The organism is Stenotrophomonas sp. ZAC14D2_NAIMI4_6 (assembly GCF_003086875.1).
GTDB lineage: Bacteria > Pseudomonadota > Gammaproteobacteria > Xanthomonadales > Xanthomonadaceae > Stenotrophomonas.
The window spans coordinates 4,241,511-4,257,422 of the sequence record NZ_CP025996.1 but is presented as its reverse complement, the minus strand read 5'-3'; the positions used below and the strand labels follow the sequence as shown (position 1 = coordinate 4,257,422).

General features: G+C 67.3%; 14 protein-coding genes. 7 read left to right on the top strand and 7 right to left on the bottom strand.

Annotated features, from left to right (window positions below):
* The first annotated feature begins 96 nt into the window (after positions 1–96).
* Complete coding sequence (locus tag C1933_RS19310; protein ID WP_108754560.1) at positions 97–2,817, top strand: bifunctional acetate--CoA ligase family protein/GNAT family N-acetyltransferase; 2,721 nt, start codon at positions 97–99, stop codon at positions 2,815–2,817.
* Positions 2,818–2,848: 31 nt separating this feature from the next.
* On the opposite strand, the gene C1933_RS19305 is transcribed toward C1933_RS19310, so the two are convergent.
* Both C1933_RS19305 and C1933_RS19300 read right to left on the bottom strand, forming a co-directional pair.
* Positions 2,849–3,208 (bottom strand): hypothetical protein, encoded by a 360-nt coding sequence (locus C1933_RS19305; protein WP_108754559.1) that lies wholly within the window; start codon positions 3,206–3,208, stop codon positions 2,849–2,851.
* 122 nt (positions 3,209–3,330) lie between these two features.
* On the bottom strand, positions 3,331–3,711 hold the full coding sequence (locus C1933_RS19300) for a YbjQ family protein (RefSeq protein WP_108754558.1): 381 nt from the start codon (positions 3,709–3,711) through the stop codon (positions 3,331–3,333).
* A 123-nt stretch (positions 3,712–3,834) separates the two neighbouring features.
* Between C1933_RS19300 and C1933_RS19295 the strand changes: the two genes are divergently transcribed.
* Positions 3,835–4,542: an alpha/beta hydrolase gene (locus tag C1933_RS19295; protein WP_108754557.1), complete on the top strand. Its 708-nt coding sequence runs from the start codon at positions 3,835–3,837 to the stop codon at positions 4,540–4,542.
* Between the two features lie 154 nt (positions 4,543–4,696).
* On the opposite strand, the gene dkgB is transcribed toward C1933_RS19295, so the two are convergent.
* Positions 4,697–5,506 carry a 2,5-didehydrogluconate reductase DkgB gene (gene dkgB, locus C1933_RS19290; protein WP_108754556.1) on the bottom strand — a complete coding sequence of 270 codons (810 nt, stop codon included), beginning with the start codon at positions 5,504–5,506 and terminating at the stop codon, positions 4,697–4,699.
* 87 nt (positions 5,507–5,593) lie between these two features.
* Positions 5,594–6,808: an MFS transporter gene (locus C1933_RS19285; protein ID WP_108754555.1), complete on the bottom strand. Its 1,215-nt coding sequence runs from the start codon at positions 6,806–6,808 to the stop codon at positions 5,594–5,596.
* 105 nt (positions 6,809–6,913) lie between these two features.
* Here C1933_RS19285 and C1933_RS19280 point away from each other — a divergent pair, with 105 nt between their 5' ends.
* A complete protein-coding gene (locus tag C1933_RS19280; RefSeq protein WP_108754554.1) occupies positions 6,914–7,816 on the top strand; it encodes a LysR family transcriptional regulator in 903 nt (300 codons plus the stop codon).
* A gap of 44 nt (positions 7,817–7,860) precedes the next feature.
* Here the strand turns inward: C1933_RS19280 and C1933_RS19275 are convergent, their stop codons facing one another.
* The gene (locus C1933_RS19275) at positions 7,861–9,981 is read right to left on the bottom strand and encodes a methyl-accepting chemotaxis protein (protein WP_108754553.1); all 2,121 of its coding nucleotides are present in this window, start codon (positions 9,979–9,981) and stop codon (positions 7,861–7,863) included.
* Between the two features lie 183 nt (positions 9,982–10,164).
* On the opposite strand from C1933_RS19275, the gene C1933_RS19270 reads away from it, so the two are divergent.
* Positions 10,165–10,620, top strand: coding sequence for an Rrf2 family transcriptional regulator (locus C1933_RS19270; protein ID WP_108754552.1), 456 nt, complete (start codon positions 10,165–10,167; stop codon positions 10,618–10,620).
* Entirely contained in the window at positions 10,610–11,551 is a 942-nt protein-coding gene (locus C1933_RS19265; RefSeq protein ID WP_108754551.1) for an NAD(P)/FAD-dependent oxidoreductase, read from the top strand. Before C1933_RS19270 ends, C1933_RS19265 begins: the two co-directional genes overlap by 11 nt.
* A 50-nt stretch (positions 11,552–11,601) precedes the next feature.
* Here C1933_RS19265 and C1933_RS19260 read toward each other — a convergent pair whose 3' ends face one another.
* Both C1933_RS19260 and C1933_RS19250 read right to left on the bottom strand, forming a co-directional pair.
* Positions 11,602–12,822 carry an RtcB family protein gene (locus C1933_RS19260; protein WP_108754550.1) on the bottom strand — a complete coding sequence of 407 codons (1,221 nt, stop codon included), beginning with the start codon at positions 12,820–12,822 and terminating at the stop codon, positions 11,602–11,604.
* A gap of 396 nt (positions 12,823–13,218) precedes the next feature.
* The gene (locus tag C1933_RS19250) at positions 13,219–14,175 is read right to left on the bottom strand and encodes an aldo/keto reductase (protein WP_108754548.1); all 957 of its coding nucleotides are present in this window, start codon (positions 14,173–14,175) and stop codon (positions 13,219–13,221) included.
* Between the two features lie 169 nt (positions 14,176–14,344).
* Between C1933_RS19250 and C1933_RS19245 the strand changes: the two genes are divergently transcribed.
* The gene (locus tag C1933_RS19245) at positions 14,345–15,205 is read left to right on the top strand and encodes a class I SAM-dependent methyltransferase (RefSeq protein ID WP_108754547.1); all 861 of its coding nucleotides are present in this window, start codon (positions 14,345–14,347) and stop codon (positions 15,203–15,205) included.
* Positions 15,206–15,285: 80 nt separating this feature from the next.
* Positions 15,286–15,825, top strand: a complete 540-nt coding sequence (locus tag C1933_RS19240) for a pseudouridine synthase (protein WP_108754546.1) — start codon at positions 15,286–15,288, stop codon at positions 15,823–15,825.
* Positions 15,826–15,912 lie beyond the last annotated feature (87 nt).

Sequence of the window (15,912 nt, the reverse complement as noted above, 5' to 3'; positions counted from 1 at the left end):
CCTTGGTGGGCACGCCACGGTCACGCGGGTGTCAGAGCCCTTTCCTGCGGAAAGGGATCCGACCCCTTCACCACGGAATTTCGGTACCGTAGGCGCATGAGTACCTACCATCTGCAGTCCGTGTTCCGCCCGCAGTCGGTTGCGGTGATCGGCGGCAGCCCGCGCGAACGCTCGGCCGGCCGCGCGGTGATGCGCAACCTGCGTGGCACCGGCTTCCCCGGCAAGGTGGCGTGGATCAACCCGCGCCATGCCGAGATCGATGGCATCCGCACGGTGAAGCGGCTGAAGGACCTGGACTGGGTACCCGACCTGGTGGTGATCACCGCGCCGGCGGCCATCGTGCCGCAGGTGGTGCGCACCGCCGCCGAACGCGGCGTGCAGGCGGCCATCATCCTCACCGCGCACCTGGGCGAAGGCCCGGGCTCGCTGTCCGAACAGGTGGAAACGGTGGCGCGCAAGCATGGCCTGCGCATCCTCGGCCCGCACTGCCTGGGCGTGATCGCGCCGCACGCGCGGCTCAATGCCAGCATCGCCGCGCATTTCCCGCAGGCCGGCGACCTCGCGTTGATTTCCGAATCCTCGGCGATTGCCGCGGCGCTGGTGGAGTGGGGCGTCGCACGTTCGGTCGGCTTCTCCGCCGTGGTATCGCTGGGCGACACCCTGGACGTCGACTTCGGTGACCTGCTCGATTACTTCGCCACCGACTATCGCACCCGCGCCATCCTGCTGTACGTCGAACACATCAAGGACGCGCGCAAGTTCATGTCGGCCGCGCGTGCCGCCGCGCGCGCCAAGCCGGTGGTCGTGGTGAAGTCCGGCCGCGCCGAGCGCGTTCAGCCCGGCAGCGCCGATACCCATGTGCAGGCGCTCGCCCGCGCCGATGATGTCTACGGCGCCGCCTTCAACCGCGCCGGGCTGCTGCGCGTCAGTGCGCTGGACGAGCTGTTCACCGCCGCCGAAACCCTGGGCCGCCTCGGCACGTTCCCGGGCCGCCGACTGGCCGTGCTCAGCAACGGTGGCGGCGTCGGCCGGTTGGCCGTGGACCAGCTGGTCGCCCTGCGCGGCACCCTGGCACAGCTGTCCGACAGCACGGTCGAAACACTGGACAAGGTGCTGCCGCAGGGCTGGTCGCGCAGCAACCCGGTGGACATCGTGGTGGACGCCGATGGTGACCGCTACGCCGCCGCCATCGAGGCGCTGCTGGCCGACAGCGAAAACGATGCGGTGATGGTGGTCAACGTGCCCACCGCGTTCACCTCGTCGGCCGATGCGGCGCAGGCCCTCACCCGCACCCTTGGCCTGCGCCCGCGCCACCACCGCGACAAGCCGGTGTTCGCCGTCTGGCTGGGCAACGATGACCAGGCCACCGCCACGCTCAATGCCGCGCGCGTACCAACCTATCCGACCGAAGCCGAAGCCGTGCGCGGTTTCCAGCACCTGGTGCGCTACCGCGAGGCGCAGAACGCGCTGATGGAAACGCCACCCAGCCTGCCGCAGGATTTCAGCGTAGACACCGCGCGTGCGCGCGCGCTGGTCGAATCTGCACTGGGCAACGGCCAGCAGTGGCTCGATCCGCTGGCCACCCATGAGCTGCTGAAGGCCTACGGCATTCCGTCGGCGCCGGTGCTGCATGCGCGCGATGCGCACGAGGCGATGGACCTGGCCCAGCCGCTGCTGGAGCGCGGCGCCACGGTCGCATTGAAGATTCTGTCACCGGATATCCCGCACAAATCGGAAGTGGATGGCGTGCGCCTGAACCTGGCCACGCTGCCGGCGGTGCAGAGCGCGGCCAACGCGATTCTTGCCCGCGCGCGCCAGCTGCGCCCCGATGCGCGCATCGACGGTCTGCTGGTGCAGCCCACCATCGTGCGGCCGAAGGCGCGCGAGATCATCGTCGGCATTGCCGATGATGCAACCTTCGGGCCGGTGATCGTGGTCGGGCGCGGCGGCACCGCCGTGGAAGTGATCAACGACAAGGCGCTGGCGCTGCCACCGCTGGATCTGCGCCTGGCGCACGAACTGATCGGCCAGACCCGCGCGTCGCGCATCCTGAAGGCCTATGGCGATGTGCCTGCTGCCGACGAACGCGCGCTTGCGCTGGCCCTGGTGAAGCTGGCACAACTGGCCGCCGATATTCCCGAAGTGCGCACGCTGGACATCAACCCCCTGCTGGTGGACAGCAAGGGCATCCTCGCCCTCGATGCGCGCGTGGCCATCGCACCCTCGCGCATCCTGCACAAGGGCCGTGGCCATCCGCGCTTCTCGGTGTTCCCGTACCCGAAGGAGTGGGAGCGCACCATCGATCTGTCCGATGGTGGCCGCGCCTTCGTGCGCCCGGTGCGGCCGGAAGACGATGCGCTGTTCCGCGCGTTCTTCGCCCGGGTCAGCGATGAAGACCTGCGCCTGCGTTTCTTCCAGTCGGTGAAGCACTTCAGCCATGAATTCATCGCGCGCCTGACCCAGCTCGACTACGCGCGCTCGATCGCGCTGGTGGCCATCGACCCGCGCAGCGGCGACATGCTGGGCGCGGTGCGCCTGCACGCCGATGCCGATTACCACCGCGGCGAGTACGGCATCCTGATCCGCTCGGACCTGAAGGGCCACGGCATTGGCTGGCGCCTGATGGCGATCATGATCGACTACGCCAAATGGCTGGGCCTGGACGTGGTGGAAGGGCAGGTACTGCGCGAGAACAGCACCATGCTGGCGATGTGCCAGAGCCTGGGCTTCAAGGCAAAGCTGGACCCGGACGACCCTACCGTGATGGTGGTGACCCTGCCGGTGCAGCAGGTTGAGGTGCCCGCGGCGCCGGCATGACCGGCGCCTTGATAGCGCAATCCCGCGCTCCTTACTGGAAGCGCAACTCTTCAGTCACCTTGCTGCAGGATTGATCCAACTCCACATGGAACGATCTGCGTTCGGCCATGGACAGTGGATCGGCAAGGTCCTCCTCATGCAATACGTCAAAGGCACGACCATCTGCCACGGAGGACGACAGGGCTACAAAGTAGGTCGTGGCTTTCCAAGCCCGGGTACGCGAGACGTAGGCGTCCACAACACGCACGCAGTCGGGTTGCTCCCTGGCGGCCAGAATATTGGCGCGTGTCTTTTCAGGCAGTGTCTGCAGCGAAACCTTCCCGGAGGCTCCACACGCAACGGGTAGGCATGCCAGAACAAGGCACAGCGTGATCATCGACAATCTGGACATCACTCATCTCCCCGGACAAAGAGTAGAGTCGAGCTTGCTCGACTGCTCTGGATCTTCGTAGAGTCGAGCTTGCTCGACTGCTTTGCGCACCGCAGTCGAGCAAGCTCGACTCTACGCCAGGATCATCGCAACGGCTCCACCACCACCGCCGTGCCGTAGCACAGCACCTCGGTCAGTCCGGTCATCACATCGGTGGCGTCGTAGCGCATGCCGATGATCGCGTTGGCCCCCAGCTGCCGCGCATGCTTCACCATATCCCGGTAGGTCTCCTCGCGGGCCTGTTCGCACAGCTCGGTGTAGATGGTGATGTTGCCGCCAAAGATTGTCTGGATGCCACCAAGGAAATTGCCGACGATCGAGCGCGAGCGCACGGTGATGCCGCGCACCACACCCAGGTTGCGGGCCACCCGGTAGCCGGGCAGCTCGAAGGCGGTGGTGACCAGCGAATCCTCGAAGCGCAGGGCTGGAGGGGAAGGGATGCCGCTGTTGTAAGGGTCTGCCATGATCGCGTCCGTGTCGGTGCCTTTTGTAGAGTCGAGCCGTGCTCGACTGGCTGTGCTCGACTCTACCGTGCAATCGCCCGTTCCGGCATGGCCACGTCGCCCCGCCGGCGCGACAATACCCCCATGACCGAACGCATCCCCCTTCTGCTGTTGCCCGGCCTGCTCAACGATGCCGAGCTGTGGCGCGCGCAGCTGGCCGATCTGGCCGACATCGCCGACTGCACGGTGGGCGACCAGACCCGTGGTGAAACCCTGCAGGCTGTGGCCGAGGACGTGCTGGCGCAGGCGCCCGAGCGCTTCGCGCTGGCCGGTTTCTCCCTGGGCGGCTTCGTCGCCCAGCAGATCCTGCGCATCGCGCCCGAGCGCGTGCTGCGGCTGGCGCTGGTCGATACCTCGATCCATGCCGATTCGCCGGAGCGCGCCGAGCAGCGCCGCAGTCAGCGCGCCAGCGTGCGCCTGCCGGGCAAATTCCATGGGTTTGGCGATGCGCTGATGCGCAGCTACATTGATGCCTCGCGGCTGGACGACTACGTGCTGGTGCAGCGCGTACGTGATATGACCGCACGCCTGGGGGCGGAAGTTTTCATGCGCCAGAGTGGGCTGGAACGCCGCGATGGCCATGACGTGCTGGCCGCCTACCGCGATCCGCTGCTGATCGTCTGCGGGGCCAACGACCGCATCACGCCGTTGGCGGTAAGCGAGGAAATGCACGCGCTGGTGCCACAGTCGCAGCTGGTGGTGGTGCCCGATTGCGGGCACCTGGCACCGATGGAAAAGCCGGACGAAGTCAGTGCGGCAATGCGCGGCTGGCTGTTGCAGAGCAGGGGCTGAACCCCGCTTCTGGTAGGTGCCGACCTTGGTCGGCACAATGCACCGCTTCCGGTAGGTGCCGACCTTGGTCGGCACGGTGTTTCAACGATCGATCAGAGCCCAGTGCCGACCAAGGTCGGCACCTACCAATTCCAGCCGGTAACCGCAGCCGGGATCAATCCCAGGCCGGGGCAATGCCTTCCGGGTTGGCCAGGCGATGGCCGCGGTCCAGCTTGGCGATCTGCGCCATATCATCGTCGGTCAGGCGGATCGCGGCGGCTTCCAGGTTGCCGGCCAGGTTCTCGCGCTTGGTGGACGAGGGAATGACCGCAAAGCCCTGCTGCAGCGCCCAGGCCAGCGCAACCTGGGCCGGGGTGGCCTGGTGGCGGCCGGCAATGGCCTGGATTACGGGGTCCTTCAACACCTCGCCATAGGCCAGGCTCATGTAGGCGGTAATGCGGATGCCGTTGTCCTGCAGGAACTTCACCAGCAGGCGGTTCTGCAGGTACGGGTGGATCTCGATCTGGTTGGTGGCGATGGCATCGGCGCCCAGGATCTCGATCGCCTTGCGGGTCTGGGCGATGGTGAAGTTGGAAATGCCGATCTCGCGGGTCAGGCCCTGCGCCTTGGCCTCGGCCAGTGCCGGCAGGTATTCCTCCATCGGCACATCCACCTTGTCGTTCGGCGAAGGCCAGTGGATAAGTGCCAGATCCACATGGTCGGTGCGCAGCTTCTGCAGGCTGGTGCGCAGGCTGGCCAGCAGCGCGTCGTGCTTGAACTCGCTGATCCACACCTTGGTGGTCAGGTAGATATCCTCGCGCGGCACGCCGGATTCGGCGATCGCCTGGCCGACTTCGGCCTCGTTGTCATAGATCTGCGCGGTATCCACGGCGCGGTAGCCGACGTCCAGTGCGTTGCGCACCGAATCGATCACGGTCTGGTCTTTCAGGCGGAAGGTGCCAAGGCCAAAGGCGGGGACAGTCATGGGAAGCTCCAACGGGGGGAAAGGAGTGAACAGGAAGGGTAGGTCAGCGGCCGTATGCATGCCGGCAACGGTGCATTGCATGGCCGGTCAGTGTGCGGCGGCGGCAATGCCCTCGGCGCGGTGGTCCACGCCATCGCGGCGGTCCAGGCGGCCGCTGAGTGCGGTCAGTGCATAGGCGGCCAGGACCACCAGCGCACCCAGCCACGGCGTGTGCATCAGGCCGATATGCTCCACCACCAGGCCACCCAGCGAGGCGCCCAGGGCGATGCCGATGTTGAACGCGGCGATGTTCAGGCCCGAGGCCACGTCGGTCGCCTGCGGTGCATAGCGCTGCGCCTGCTTGACCACGTACACCTGCAGGCCCGGCACGTTGCCGAAGGCGACCGCGCCCAGCGCCAGCACGGTCAGCAGCATCAACCAGGTGTTGTGGGCGGTGAACGTGAGCACGAACAGCACCAGCGCCAGCAGGGCGAAGATGCGCTTCAGTGCGGGCACCGGGCCCAGCCGGTCGGCCAGGCGGCCGCCCCACAGGTTGCCGATCGCCACCGACACGCCGTACACCAGCAGCACCAGGCTGACCGCATTGGCCGAAAAGCCGGTCACGTCCTGCAGGATCGGCGCCAGGTAGGTGAAGGCCAGGAAGGTGCCGCCGTAGCCCAGCGCGGTCATCGCATAGACCAGCAGCAGGCGCGGCTGCGCCAGCACGCCCAGTTGCTGGCGGAAGCTGGCCGGCGCGCTCTGCGGCACCGTGCGCGGCACGAACAGCAGCGCGCCCAGCAGGGCGACCACGCCCAGCGCGGCCACGGCCAGGAAGGTGACACGCCAGCCCAGGTGCTGGCCGATGAAGGTGCCCAGCGGCACACCGGTCACCAGCGCCACGGTCAGGCCGGTGAACATGATGGCGATGGCACTGGCGGCCTTTTCCTTCGGCACCACCGCGGTGGCGATGATCGAGCCGATGGAGAAGAACACGCCGTGGGCCAGGCCAGTGAGGATGCGCGCGGCGATCAGCGAGGTATAGCCCGGTGCCATCCAGGCAATGATGTTGCCCAGGGTGAACAGCACCATCAGCGCCACCAGCAGCTGCTTGCGCGGTACGCGCCCGGTCAGCGCGGTCAGCACCGGCGCGCCGATGGCCACGCCCAGCGCGTACAGGGAAACCAGCAGGCCGGCCGAGGGCAGGCTGACGTGCAGGTCGGCGGCGATGGTCGGGATGAGGCCGACGATGACGAATTCGGTGGTGCCGATGGCGAACGCGCCGAGCGTCAGCGCCAGCAGGGCCAGGGGAATGCCACGGATCATGACAGGGTCCAGAGGAGGAGAAGGCGGGCAGTGTGCGCGGCCCACCTTTGCTGAAAAACCGGTCTTCACGCCAATCACTATTGCCTGCTGGTCAATAATGGCGGCATGAAGACCACCCTCGACGAAATGCAGGCCTTCCTGGCGGTGATCGACAGCGGTTCGATCAGTGCCGCCGCCGAGCAGCTGGGGCAGACCCCTTCGGGGGTCAGCCGCGCGCTGGGCCGGCTGGAAGAAAAGCTGGGTACCACCCTGCTGACCCGCACCACGCGCCGGCTGCACCTGACCGCCGAAGGCGAGGCCTACCTGCGCCACGCGCGGGCGATCATCGATGCGGTGGAATCGGCCGAGGAGCAGATGGCCGCTCGCCGCGAGTGCCCGGTCGGTCGACTGCGGGTGGATGCGGCGATGCCGTTCGTACTGCATGTGATCGCACCGCTGGTGGCCGGCTATCGTGCGCGCTATCCCGAAGTGCAGCTGGAGCTCAACAGTTCCGAGCGCTATATCGACCTGCTGGAGCGGCGTACCGACCTGGCCATCCGCATTGGCCCGCTGGCCGATTCAACCCTGCATGCGCGGCCGTTGGGCCGCTATCGGTTGCAGCTGGTGGCCAGCCCGGCCTACCTGGCCGCCCACGGCGAGCCGAGCAGCGTGGCGGCGCTGGGGCAGCACACACTGCTGAGCTTCAACGAACCGGAATCGCTGAATCGTTGGCCGCTGCCGGGCGATGCCGACGGGCAGTTGCTGGTGCGCCCGGACGTGGCCGTTTCCAGCGGTGAAACGCTGCGCCGGCTGGCGGTGGAAGGCGTGGGCATCACCTGCCTGTCCGACTTCGTGACCGCGCGCGACCGCGCCGCCGGCACGCTGGTGCCGGTGCTGTCCGCGCAGACGCTGGATGTGTACCAGCCAATCCACGCGGTGTACTACCGCAACACCGCCGTATCGGCACGCATCAGTTCGTTCCTGGATTACCTGGGCGAGGCGATGGCGCAGGGCCAGGACCCGCGCTGAGGTCGTCGCCCGACCAACGGTCGGGCGCTACCTATGCAACACCGTTACGCCGCGCGCGCCAACGCTTTCTTCGTCGCGGTGTCGCTCGACAGATCGAACACGTCCACCGCGTCGATCAAGCGGTCGGCCTGCTGTTCCAGGCTGCGTGCTGCGGCACTGGCTTCTTCCACCAGCGCAGCGTTCTGCTGGGTGGTGCCATCCATCTGGATCACCGTCTGGCTGACCTGTTCAATGCCCGCGCTCTGTTCCTGCGACGCGGCGGAAATCTCGGCCATGATGTCGGTCACCCGCTGCACCGACGCCACGATTTCGGCCATCGTGTTGCCGGCCTGGCGCACGTGCTGCGTGCCTTGGCCCACCTGTTCCACTGATGCTTCGATCAGCGCCTTGATCTCCTTGGCGGCGCCGGCCGAGCGCTGTGCCAACGTGCGCACTTCACTGGCCACCACCGCAAAACCACGGCCTTGGTCGCCCGCGCGCGCCGCTTCCACCGCTGCGTTCAGCGCCAGGATGTTGGTCTGGAACGCAATGCCGTCGATCACGCTGATGATCTCGGCGATCTGCCGCGACGACGCTTCAATCGCATCCATGGTCGCCACCACCTGGCCGACCACCGCGCCGCCCTGCGAGGCCACGCCATGTGCGCCGATCGCCAGTTGATTGGCCTGGCGTGCGTGCTCGGCGTTCTGCCGCACGGTCGAGGTCAGCTCTTCCATCGAAGCGGCGGTTTCTTCCAGGTTCGCCGCCTGCTGCTCGGTGCGCCGTGACAGATCGTTGTTACCCGCGGCAATTTCCGCCGCCGCACTGTGGATGCTGCCCGAGGTGTGCTTGATATCGGTGACGATGGTAGCCAGCTGGGCGGCAGTGGTATTGGCATCGCCGGCAATGCGGGCGAACACGCCCTGGAAATCGCCGTGCATGCGCGCGCCCAGGCGACCATCGGCGATGGCGCGCAGCATGCTGGAGACCTCGCCCAGGTTGTGCTCGGTGGTCTGCATCAGGCGGTTCAGGCCTTCCACCATGCTGCGGAAGTCGTGCTGGAAACGGCTGCTGTCGCCGCGCTGGCTGAAATCACCTGCCGCCGCGGCTTCGGCCAGACCGCGGATCTGCCCGTTGATCGCCCCCAGGTTCGCCTTCACTGCATCCAGCGCCTGGGTGATCACCGCCTTTTCGCCCGGCAGGCGTTCCATGTCCTGGCTCAGATCGCCAATGGCATAGCGGCCCATGATGGCGATCGCGCGCATCTTTACCTGGATGTGCGCGTCCACCAATGCGTTGGTGTCGGCCACCATGCGCCCGTAAGCGCCGGGGAAAGCGCTGGCATCCATGCGGTGGCTGATGGTGCCGGCCTCGTGCTGCTCGGCCATGCCGGCCTGTGCGGCCAGCACGCCACGCAGGGTGTTCTGTACGGCCTGCATGGCCTGCGCCAGGCGACCGATTTCGTCACGGCTGCGGACCTGCACGGTGTGGTCCAGATCGCCGGCGGCGACCGCGCGCGCGGCGGCTTCCACCGCCAGCACCGGCTGCACCACCGCGCGCCGCAGCCACCAGCCCAGGGCCAGCAGCAGAGCGATGGCAGCGCCTATCGTCAGCCCACCGCTGACCACCAGCATGTGCCGCGCCGCCTGCGACCGTGCGGCCACCGCGGCTTCGGCCACCTTCGCAGTGTGGTCACCCAGGGCATCCAGCGCGGCGGCGACCGGGCGGTCCTTGCCGCGCACCAGGGTGTCACCGGCGGCCGGGTCGTACTGGGCCTCGGCAAAAGCCTGCAGCGCACCGTGGTAGGCCTGCTGCAGCTGCGTGTGCTGCGCGCTGAAGGCCTGCGCCAGCTCGCGCGTGCGTGCATCGGGGCTGGCCGCCACACGCTGCGCGAGCTCGGCCACCACGCGGCCCTCGCTGTCGAAGGCATCCAGATGGCGCTGCCGCAGCGCGTCGTCGTGACCGCGCAGCAGCACGTTCTTCCACTCCTGCACCTGGCTGCGGAACTCGCGTTGCAGGCGCTCGGCATCGCGGCTGAGCGCGACCTCCGGCGGCACTTCGGTGGACAACTTCAGCCAGGCCGTGGCCAGACCGGCCAGGGCACACAGCAGTACGACAGCCAGACCAACAGAGACGGCACCGAGCAACTTGGACTGCAGTCGCGGCGCAGCGGACGACACGTTCATGGAAGGGGCTCACGGATGAATGGCGATGCGGTATCGACCGTTCTTGAGCCTCCTGAAGTGAGATTCAGATCACATTACCGTTCCGTTTAGGGAGGTGAAGGTTGTGTTTCATAGGACAGATGTGTCCAGACGAGACGAAAGCGGACAGTAGACGGGCGGTTTAAATGTAACTATTGTTGTTACATGAAATCCGCCAATCCACTGTCCGACGCGCTGCATGTCATGGCCCATCTGGTCGGCCAGCCGGGCCCGCGTACCTCCGAACAACTGGCCGCGTGCCTGCCCACCCACCCAGTGGTGATCCGCCGCCTGCTGGCGCAGCTGCACAAGGCGGGGCTGGTGCACAGCAGCCGCGGCCACGGCGGCGGCAGCCAACTGGCCCGCGATGCGGCCGCGATCACCCTGCACGACGTTTACGTGGCGGTGGGCTCACCGCCGCTGGTGCAGATCGGTACGCGTGACAGCGGCGGCGGCTGCCCGATCCAGCAGCTGGTCAACCAAGCGCTGCTGGACGGCGCGCGCGAGGCCCAGCGCCTGCTGGAAGCGCGCCTGCAGGCCAGCACGCTGGACCAGCTGGGCGCCGACTTCGCCCGTCACCTTGCCCATCACCGTTCCCTGGAAGGCTCCCATGAATCCTGATGTCATCATCGTCGGCGGCAGCTACGCCGGCATCGCCGCCGGCCTGATCCTGGCGCGCGCACGGCGCCCGATCACCGTCATCGACAGCGGCCTGCCGCGCAACCGCTTCGCCAGCCACTCGCACGGCGTGCCGGGGCAGGACGGCATCAGCGGTGCCGATCTGTTGAAGAACGCGCGCCAGCAGCTGCTGGATTACCCCACCGTACGCTGGCTGCACGGCGAAGCGGTGGATGCGCAGGCCGGCGCCGACGGCGTGCAGGTGCGCACCGCCGATGGACAGGTAGTGGCGGCGCGCAAGCTGCTGCTGGCCACCGGCATCGCCGACCAGGTGCCGGATCTGCCGGGCCTGGCCGAGCGCTGGGGCAGCACCGTGCTGCACTGCCCGTACTGCCATGGCTACGAGGTGGGCGGCGGCGCCATCGGCGTGCTGGGTGGCCACCCACTGTCGGCAGGCAAGGCGCCGCTGTTCGCCGAATGGGGCAATGTCACGTTCTACAGCCAGGGCCTGCCGATCAGCGAGGACGAGCGCGCGGCCATGCAGCAGCGCAACGTGCAGGTGGAAGACACGCCCGTGTTGGGCGTGCGCGGCGATCAGGACACGTGGCTGGAAGTGGAGCTGGCCGACGGCCGCCGCATCGCCCAGCGTGCGCTTTTCGTGGCCGCACCGCAGGCGATGGCGACCCCGCTGGTACAGCAGCTGGGCTGCGCGCTGGTGGAACACCCGCTGGGCGTGCTGGTGCAGGTGGATGCGATGAAGCAGACCAGCGTGGCGAACGTATATGCCGCCGGCGATGCGACCACGGTGGGCAACATCACCCTGGCGATGGCCGAAGGCGTGCGCGCCGGCATCGGCGTCCACCACGCCCTGGTGAGCGAAGACAGCAGCGGGGTCGGATCCGGGGTCGGATCCCTTTCGCAGAAAGGGCTCTGACCCCGCGATGTGTCGACCAAGGTCGACACCTACCGGAGCGGTGGGAACCCTCAGCCCTTCACGCACAGCACCTGGCGCAGCGTGTGCACCACTTCCACCAGGTCCCGCTGCGCGGCCATCACATCATCGATCGACTTGTACGCCGCCGGTGATTCATCCAGCACGCCGCTGTCCTTGCGGCACTCCACGTGCGCGGTGGCTTCGCGGTGCTGGGCCAGGGTGATCTGCTGGCGCGCCGCACCCCGGCTCATCACCCGGCCGGCACCGTGGCTGCAGCTGTGGAAGCTGTCCGCGTTGCCCTTGCCGCGCACGATGTAGCTGCGCGTGCCCATGCTGCCGGGAATGATGCCCAGTTCGCCGGCACGGGCGCTGACGGCACCCTTGCGCGTCACCAGCAGTTCCTGCCCGGCGTGCGATTCCTTCTGCACGTAGTTGTGGTGGCAGTTCACCGCCATCGCCGCCAGCTTGAACTTCGGCAGGCGCTGGCGCATCTCGGCCAGCACGCGCGCCATCATCGCTTCGCGGTTCTGCCGGGCGTAGTCCTGTGCCCACGACACCGCCTGCACGTAATCGTCGAACAGCGGTTCGCCTTCCATGAAGAACGCCAGGTCCCTGTCGGGCAGATGGAAGCCGAGCACGCGGCGTTCCAGTTCACGCCGCGCCTGCTCGATGAAGTAGGTGCCGATCAGGTTGCCGGTGCCGCGCGAGCCGCTGTGCAGCATCACCCACACTGCATCGGTTTCATCCAGGCAGAGTTCGATGAAATGGTTGCCACCGCCCAGCGTGCCCAGCTGGCAGTCCAGCTTGTCGGTACGGATCTTCCGGTGCTTTTCCTTGATGCGCTCCAGCCCCGCGGCCAGCCCCGACTGCACCAATCGGGTGCCGATGCTGTCGGGCAGCCGCTGGTGTTCGCCGCCACGGCCGTTGCCGACCGGCACACTGCGCTCGATGCCGCTGCGCAGTTGGCGCAGGTCATCGGGCAGGTCGTTGGCGCGCAGCGTGGTGCGTACCGCCGCCATGCCACAGCCGATGTCCACGCCCACCGCGGCGGGAATGATCGCGCCCCGGGTAGGGATGACCGAGCCGACCGTTGCGCCCTTGCCCAGGTGAACGTCGGGCATGACCGCCACCCACGGCCCGACGAACGGGATCGCGGCGATGTTGCGCAGCTGCGCGTGGGCCTCGGCTTCCAGCGGAACGCCGTCCACCCAGCCCTTGATCGGCGTGCTGCCTTCGGCATGCAGCCATTGATAATTGTGTTGAATGTCCATGTCGTGATGAATGTCCTGCACAGGCCCGCACCACGGCGCGGCCGTGGGCATTTTCCTGTGGTTGCAGTGCGGGCACGAAGGCGTGCGCGGCGCAATGCCGATACGTGTGACGACGCAAACGAAAACGCCCCCGGAACTGCATTCCGAGGGCGTCGCCAAGCCTCGGAGATCGGGGCGACCGATCTCCGCAGCGCGGGTATCAGGCCGTTGTCAGCGGGAATTCCTTCACCGACGCACGAATCGCCACGTCCATGCGCAGGCATGGCAGCAGGTTGGCGATGGCGACGGCGGGTGTGTTCAAGGAAGGAATCCGGTAGCTGTTGAAACGTGGCGCGCACCATAAACCACGAACCCGTGGTGCGCAACCACGCAATGCAGGGCGATTGATCCGTTGCCTCAGCCTTCCGCGCTGGCCGCATCCAGCTGCGCGATGTCCTGCACGCTCAGGCCAAGGTTGGCCGCGGCCAGCAGATCGTGCAGCTGTTCAACGCTGGTGGCGCTGACAATCGGCGCGGTGATCGACGGCCGTGCGATCTGCCAGGCCAGTGCAATCTGTGCGGCACTGGCGTTGTGCTTGCTTGCCACATCATCCAGCGCCTGCAGGATGCGCAGGCCGCGCGGGTTCAGATAGCGCTTGACCACCATCTCGCCACGCGCCGGGCTCTTGGCCGCATCGGCAGCGGTGCGGTACTTTCCGCTCAGGAAGCCGCTGGCCAGCGCGTAGTAGCCGATCACACCAATCTGTTCGCGCTGCACCAGCGGCTCCAGTTCGGTTTCATAGCCGGCGCGGTCGTACAGGTTGTACTCCGGCTGCAGGGTTTCGTAGCGCGGCAGCTTGTAATCGCTGGATACCTTCAGCGCATCGGCCAGGCGCGTGGCGCTGTAATTGGACGCGCCGATGGCGCGCACCTTGCCGGCCTCGATCAGCCGACCGAACGCGGCCAGAGTGGCCTCCAGCGGGGTGGACTCATCATCTTCGTGGGCCTGGTACAGATCGATCACATCGGTCTGCAGGCGGCGCAGCGAATCTTCCACCGCCGCGTTGATGTTGTCCGGGGTCAGGCCCGGGCGCTCGGCCCACTTGGCCACCTTGGTCGCCAGGATGACCTTGTCACGCTTGCCGCTGCGGGCGAACCACTTGCCGATCAGCGTTTCCGATTCACCGCCCTGGTTGCCCGGTACCCACGCCGAATACACATCGGCGGTATCGACCAGGTTGAACCCGGCATCGACGAAGGCATCGAGCAGGGCGAAGCTGGCCTTTTCATCGGCGCTCCAACCGAACACATTGCCGCCGAAGGCGAGCGGACGTACATGCAGGCCGGAACGGCCGAGTTCGCGGGTTGCCGTCATGGACACGGACTCCTTGGGGGAAGTCCTCCAGCATAGAGCGCCACCTGTGACCATGCTGCGGCGGTGACCACAAAACAGTGTTCCGCAGCGCGCACGCCGCTAACGTTTTGTGAACACCTGCGGCGCGGCGACTGCTAGTCTCGCCGCATCTTCCGCTGGAGTCGTCCCGATGAATGCTGTTTCGTCCCTGCGTGGTTGCCGCCTGCTGCTTGCTTCGGCGCTGCTGGTAGCGGTTCCCGCCATCGCCGCACCCGCTGCCGTCGTGGCGCCGGCCAAGATCCAGGTATCGCCGGCACTGGAAGCTGCGATCAAGGCGCCTACCCGCGATGCCAACAACGTAAAGCGTGACGGATACCGTCATCCTGCGCAGACGCTGGCGTTCTTCACCGTGGCACCGGAAAAGACCGTCATCGAGATCACCCCCGGCAACGGCTGGTACTCGGAAATCCTGGCGCCGTTGCTGCGCGACAAGGGCCATTACATTGCCGCGGTGGTCGATCCGCAGGCGGTGGCCGAAGGGCGTGGCCGCGATTACCAGCAGCGCAGCCGTGATGGCCTGGAAAAGAAGTTCGCCGGCGCCCCGGCGCAGTTCGACAAGACCGCCGTGGTGGCCTACGACCCGGCCAAGCCGGTGTTCGGCCCGGCCGCTTCGGCCGATGTGGTGCTGACCTTCCGCAACGTGCACAACTGGCGCAAGGCCGGCCAGGCGCAGGGCATGTTCCAGGGCTTCTTCAACGTGCTCAAGCCGGGCGGCGTGCTGGGCGTGGTCGAGCACCGTGCCAAGGCCGACGTGGCCGACGACGATGACACCGGCTATGTGGGCCAGCAGCAGGTGATCGCCATGGCCGAGGCCGCCGGCTTCAAGCTGGACGCGCGTACCGAAGTGAATGCGAACCCGCGCGATACCAAGGACCACCCCAATGGCGTGTGGACCCTGCCGCCGACCAACCAGCATGACAAGGCCGACGACGCCAAGTACCAGGCCATCGGTGAGAGCGACCGCATGACCCTGCGGTTCGTGAAGCCGTAAGAGGGTAGCGCCGGGCCACGCCCGGCGAGCGCGCAGCGCGGCGTGGGACAATAGCCCATCGCCGCCTGCCGCCCCCTGCAATGCTGATCGCCTTCAACAAGCCCTTCAACGTGCTCTGCCAGTTCACCGACCGCAGCGTGCCGCCGCGGCCGACCCTGGCCGGGTTCGGCCTGCCGCCGCGCGTGTATGCCGCCGGCCGCCTGGACCATGACAGCGAGGGCCTGCTGCTGCTGACCGACAACGGCACGCTGGCACACAAGCTCACCGACCCGCGGCACAAGGCCGACAAGACCTACTGGGTGCAGGTGGAAGGCACGCCCAGCGACGAGCAGCTGCAGCAGCTGCGCGATGGCGTGGTACTGAATGACGGGCCGACCCTGCCGGCGAAGATCGAGCGCCTCGATCCCGCGCCGGAGCTGTGGCTGCGCGATCCGCCGGTGCGGTTCCGCAAGACCGTGCCCGACAGCTGGCTGGCCATCACCATTCGCGAGGGCCGCAACCGCCAGGTGCGGCGCATGACGGCCGCGGTGAACCTGCCGACCCTGCGCCTGGTGCGCGTGGCGATGGGCCCGTACCGGCTGGACGACCTGCAGCCGGGGCAGTGGCGGCAGATCGGCTGAAACGAAAAGGGTCGGAGCCCTTCCTCGCGGAAGGGATCCGACCCTTGATCGGGGTCAGACCCCTTCCGCAGGAAGGGCTCTGACCCC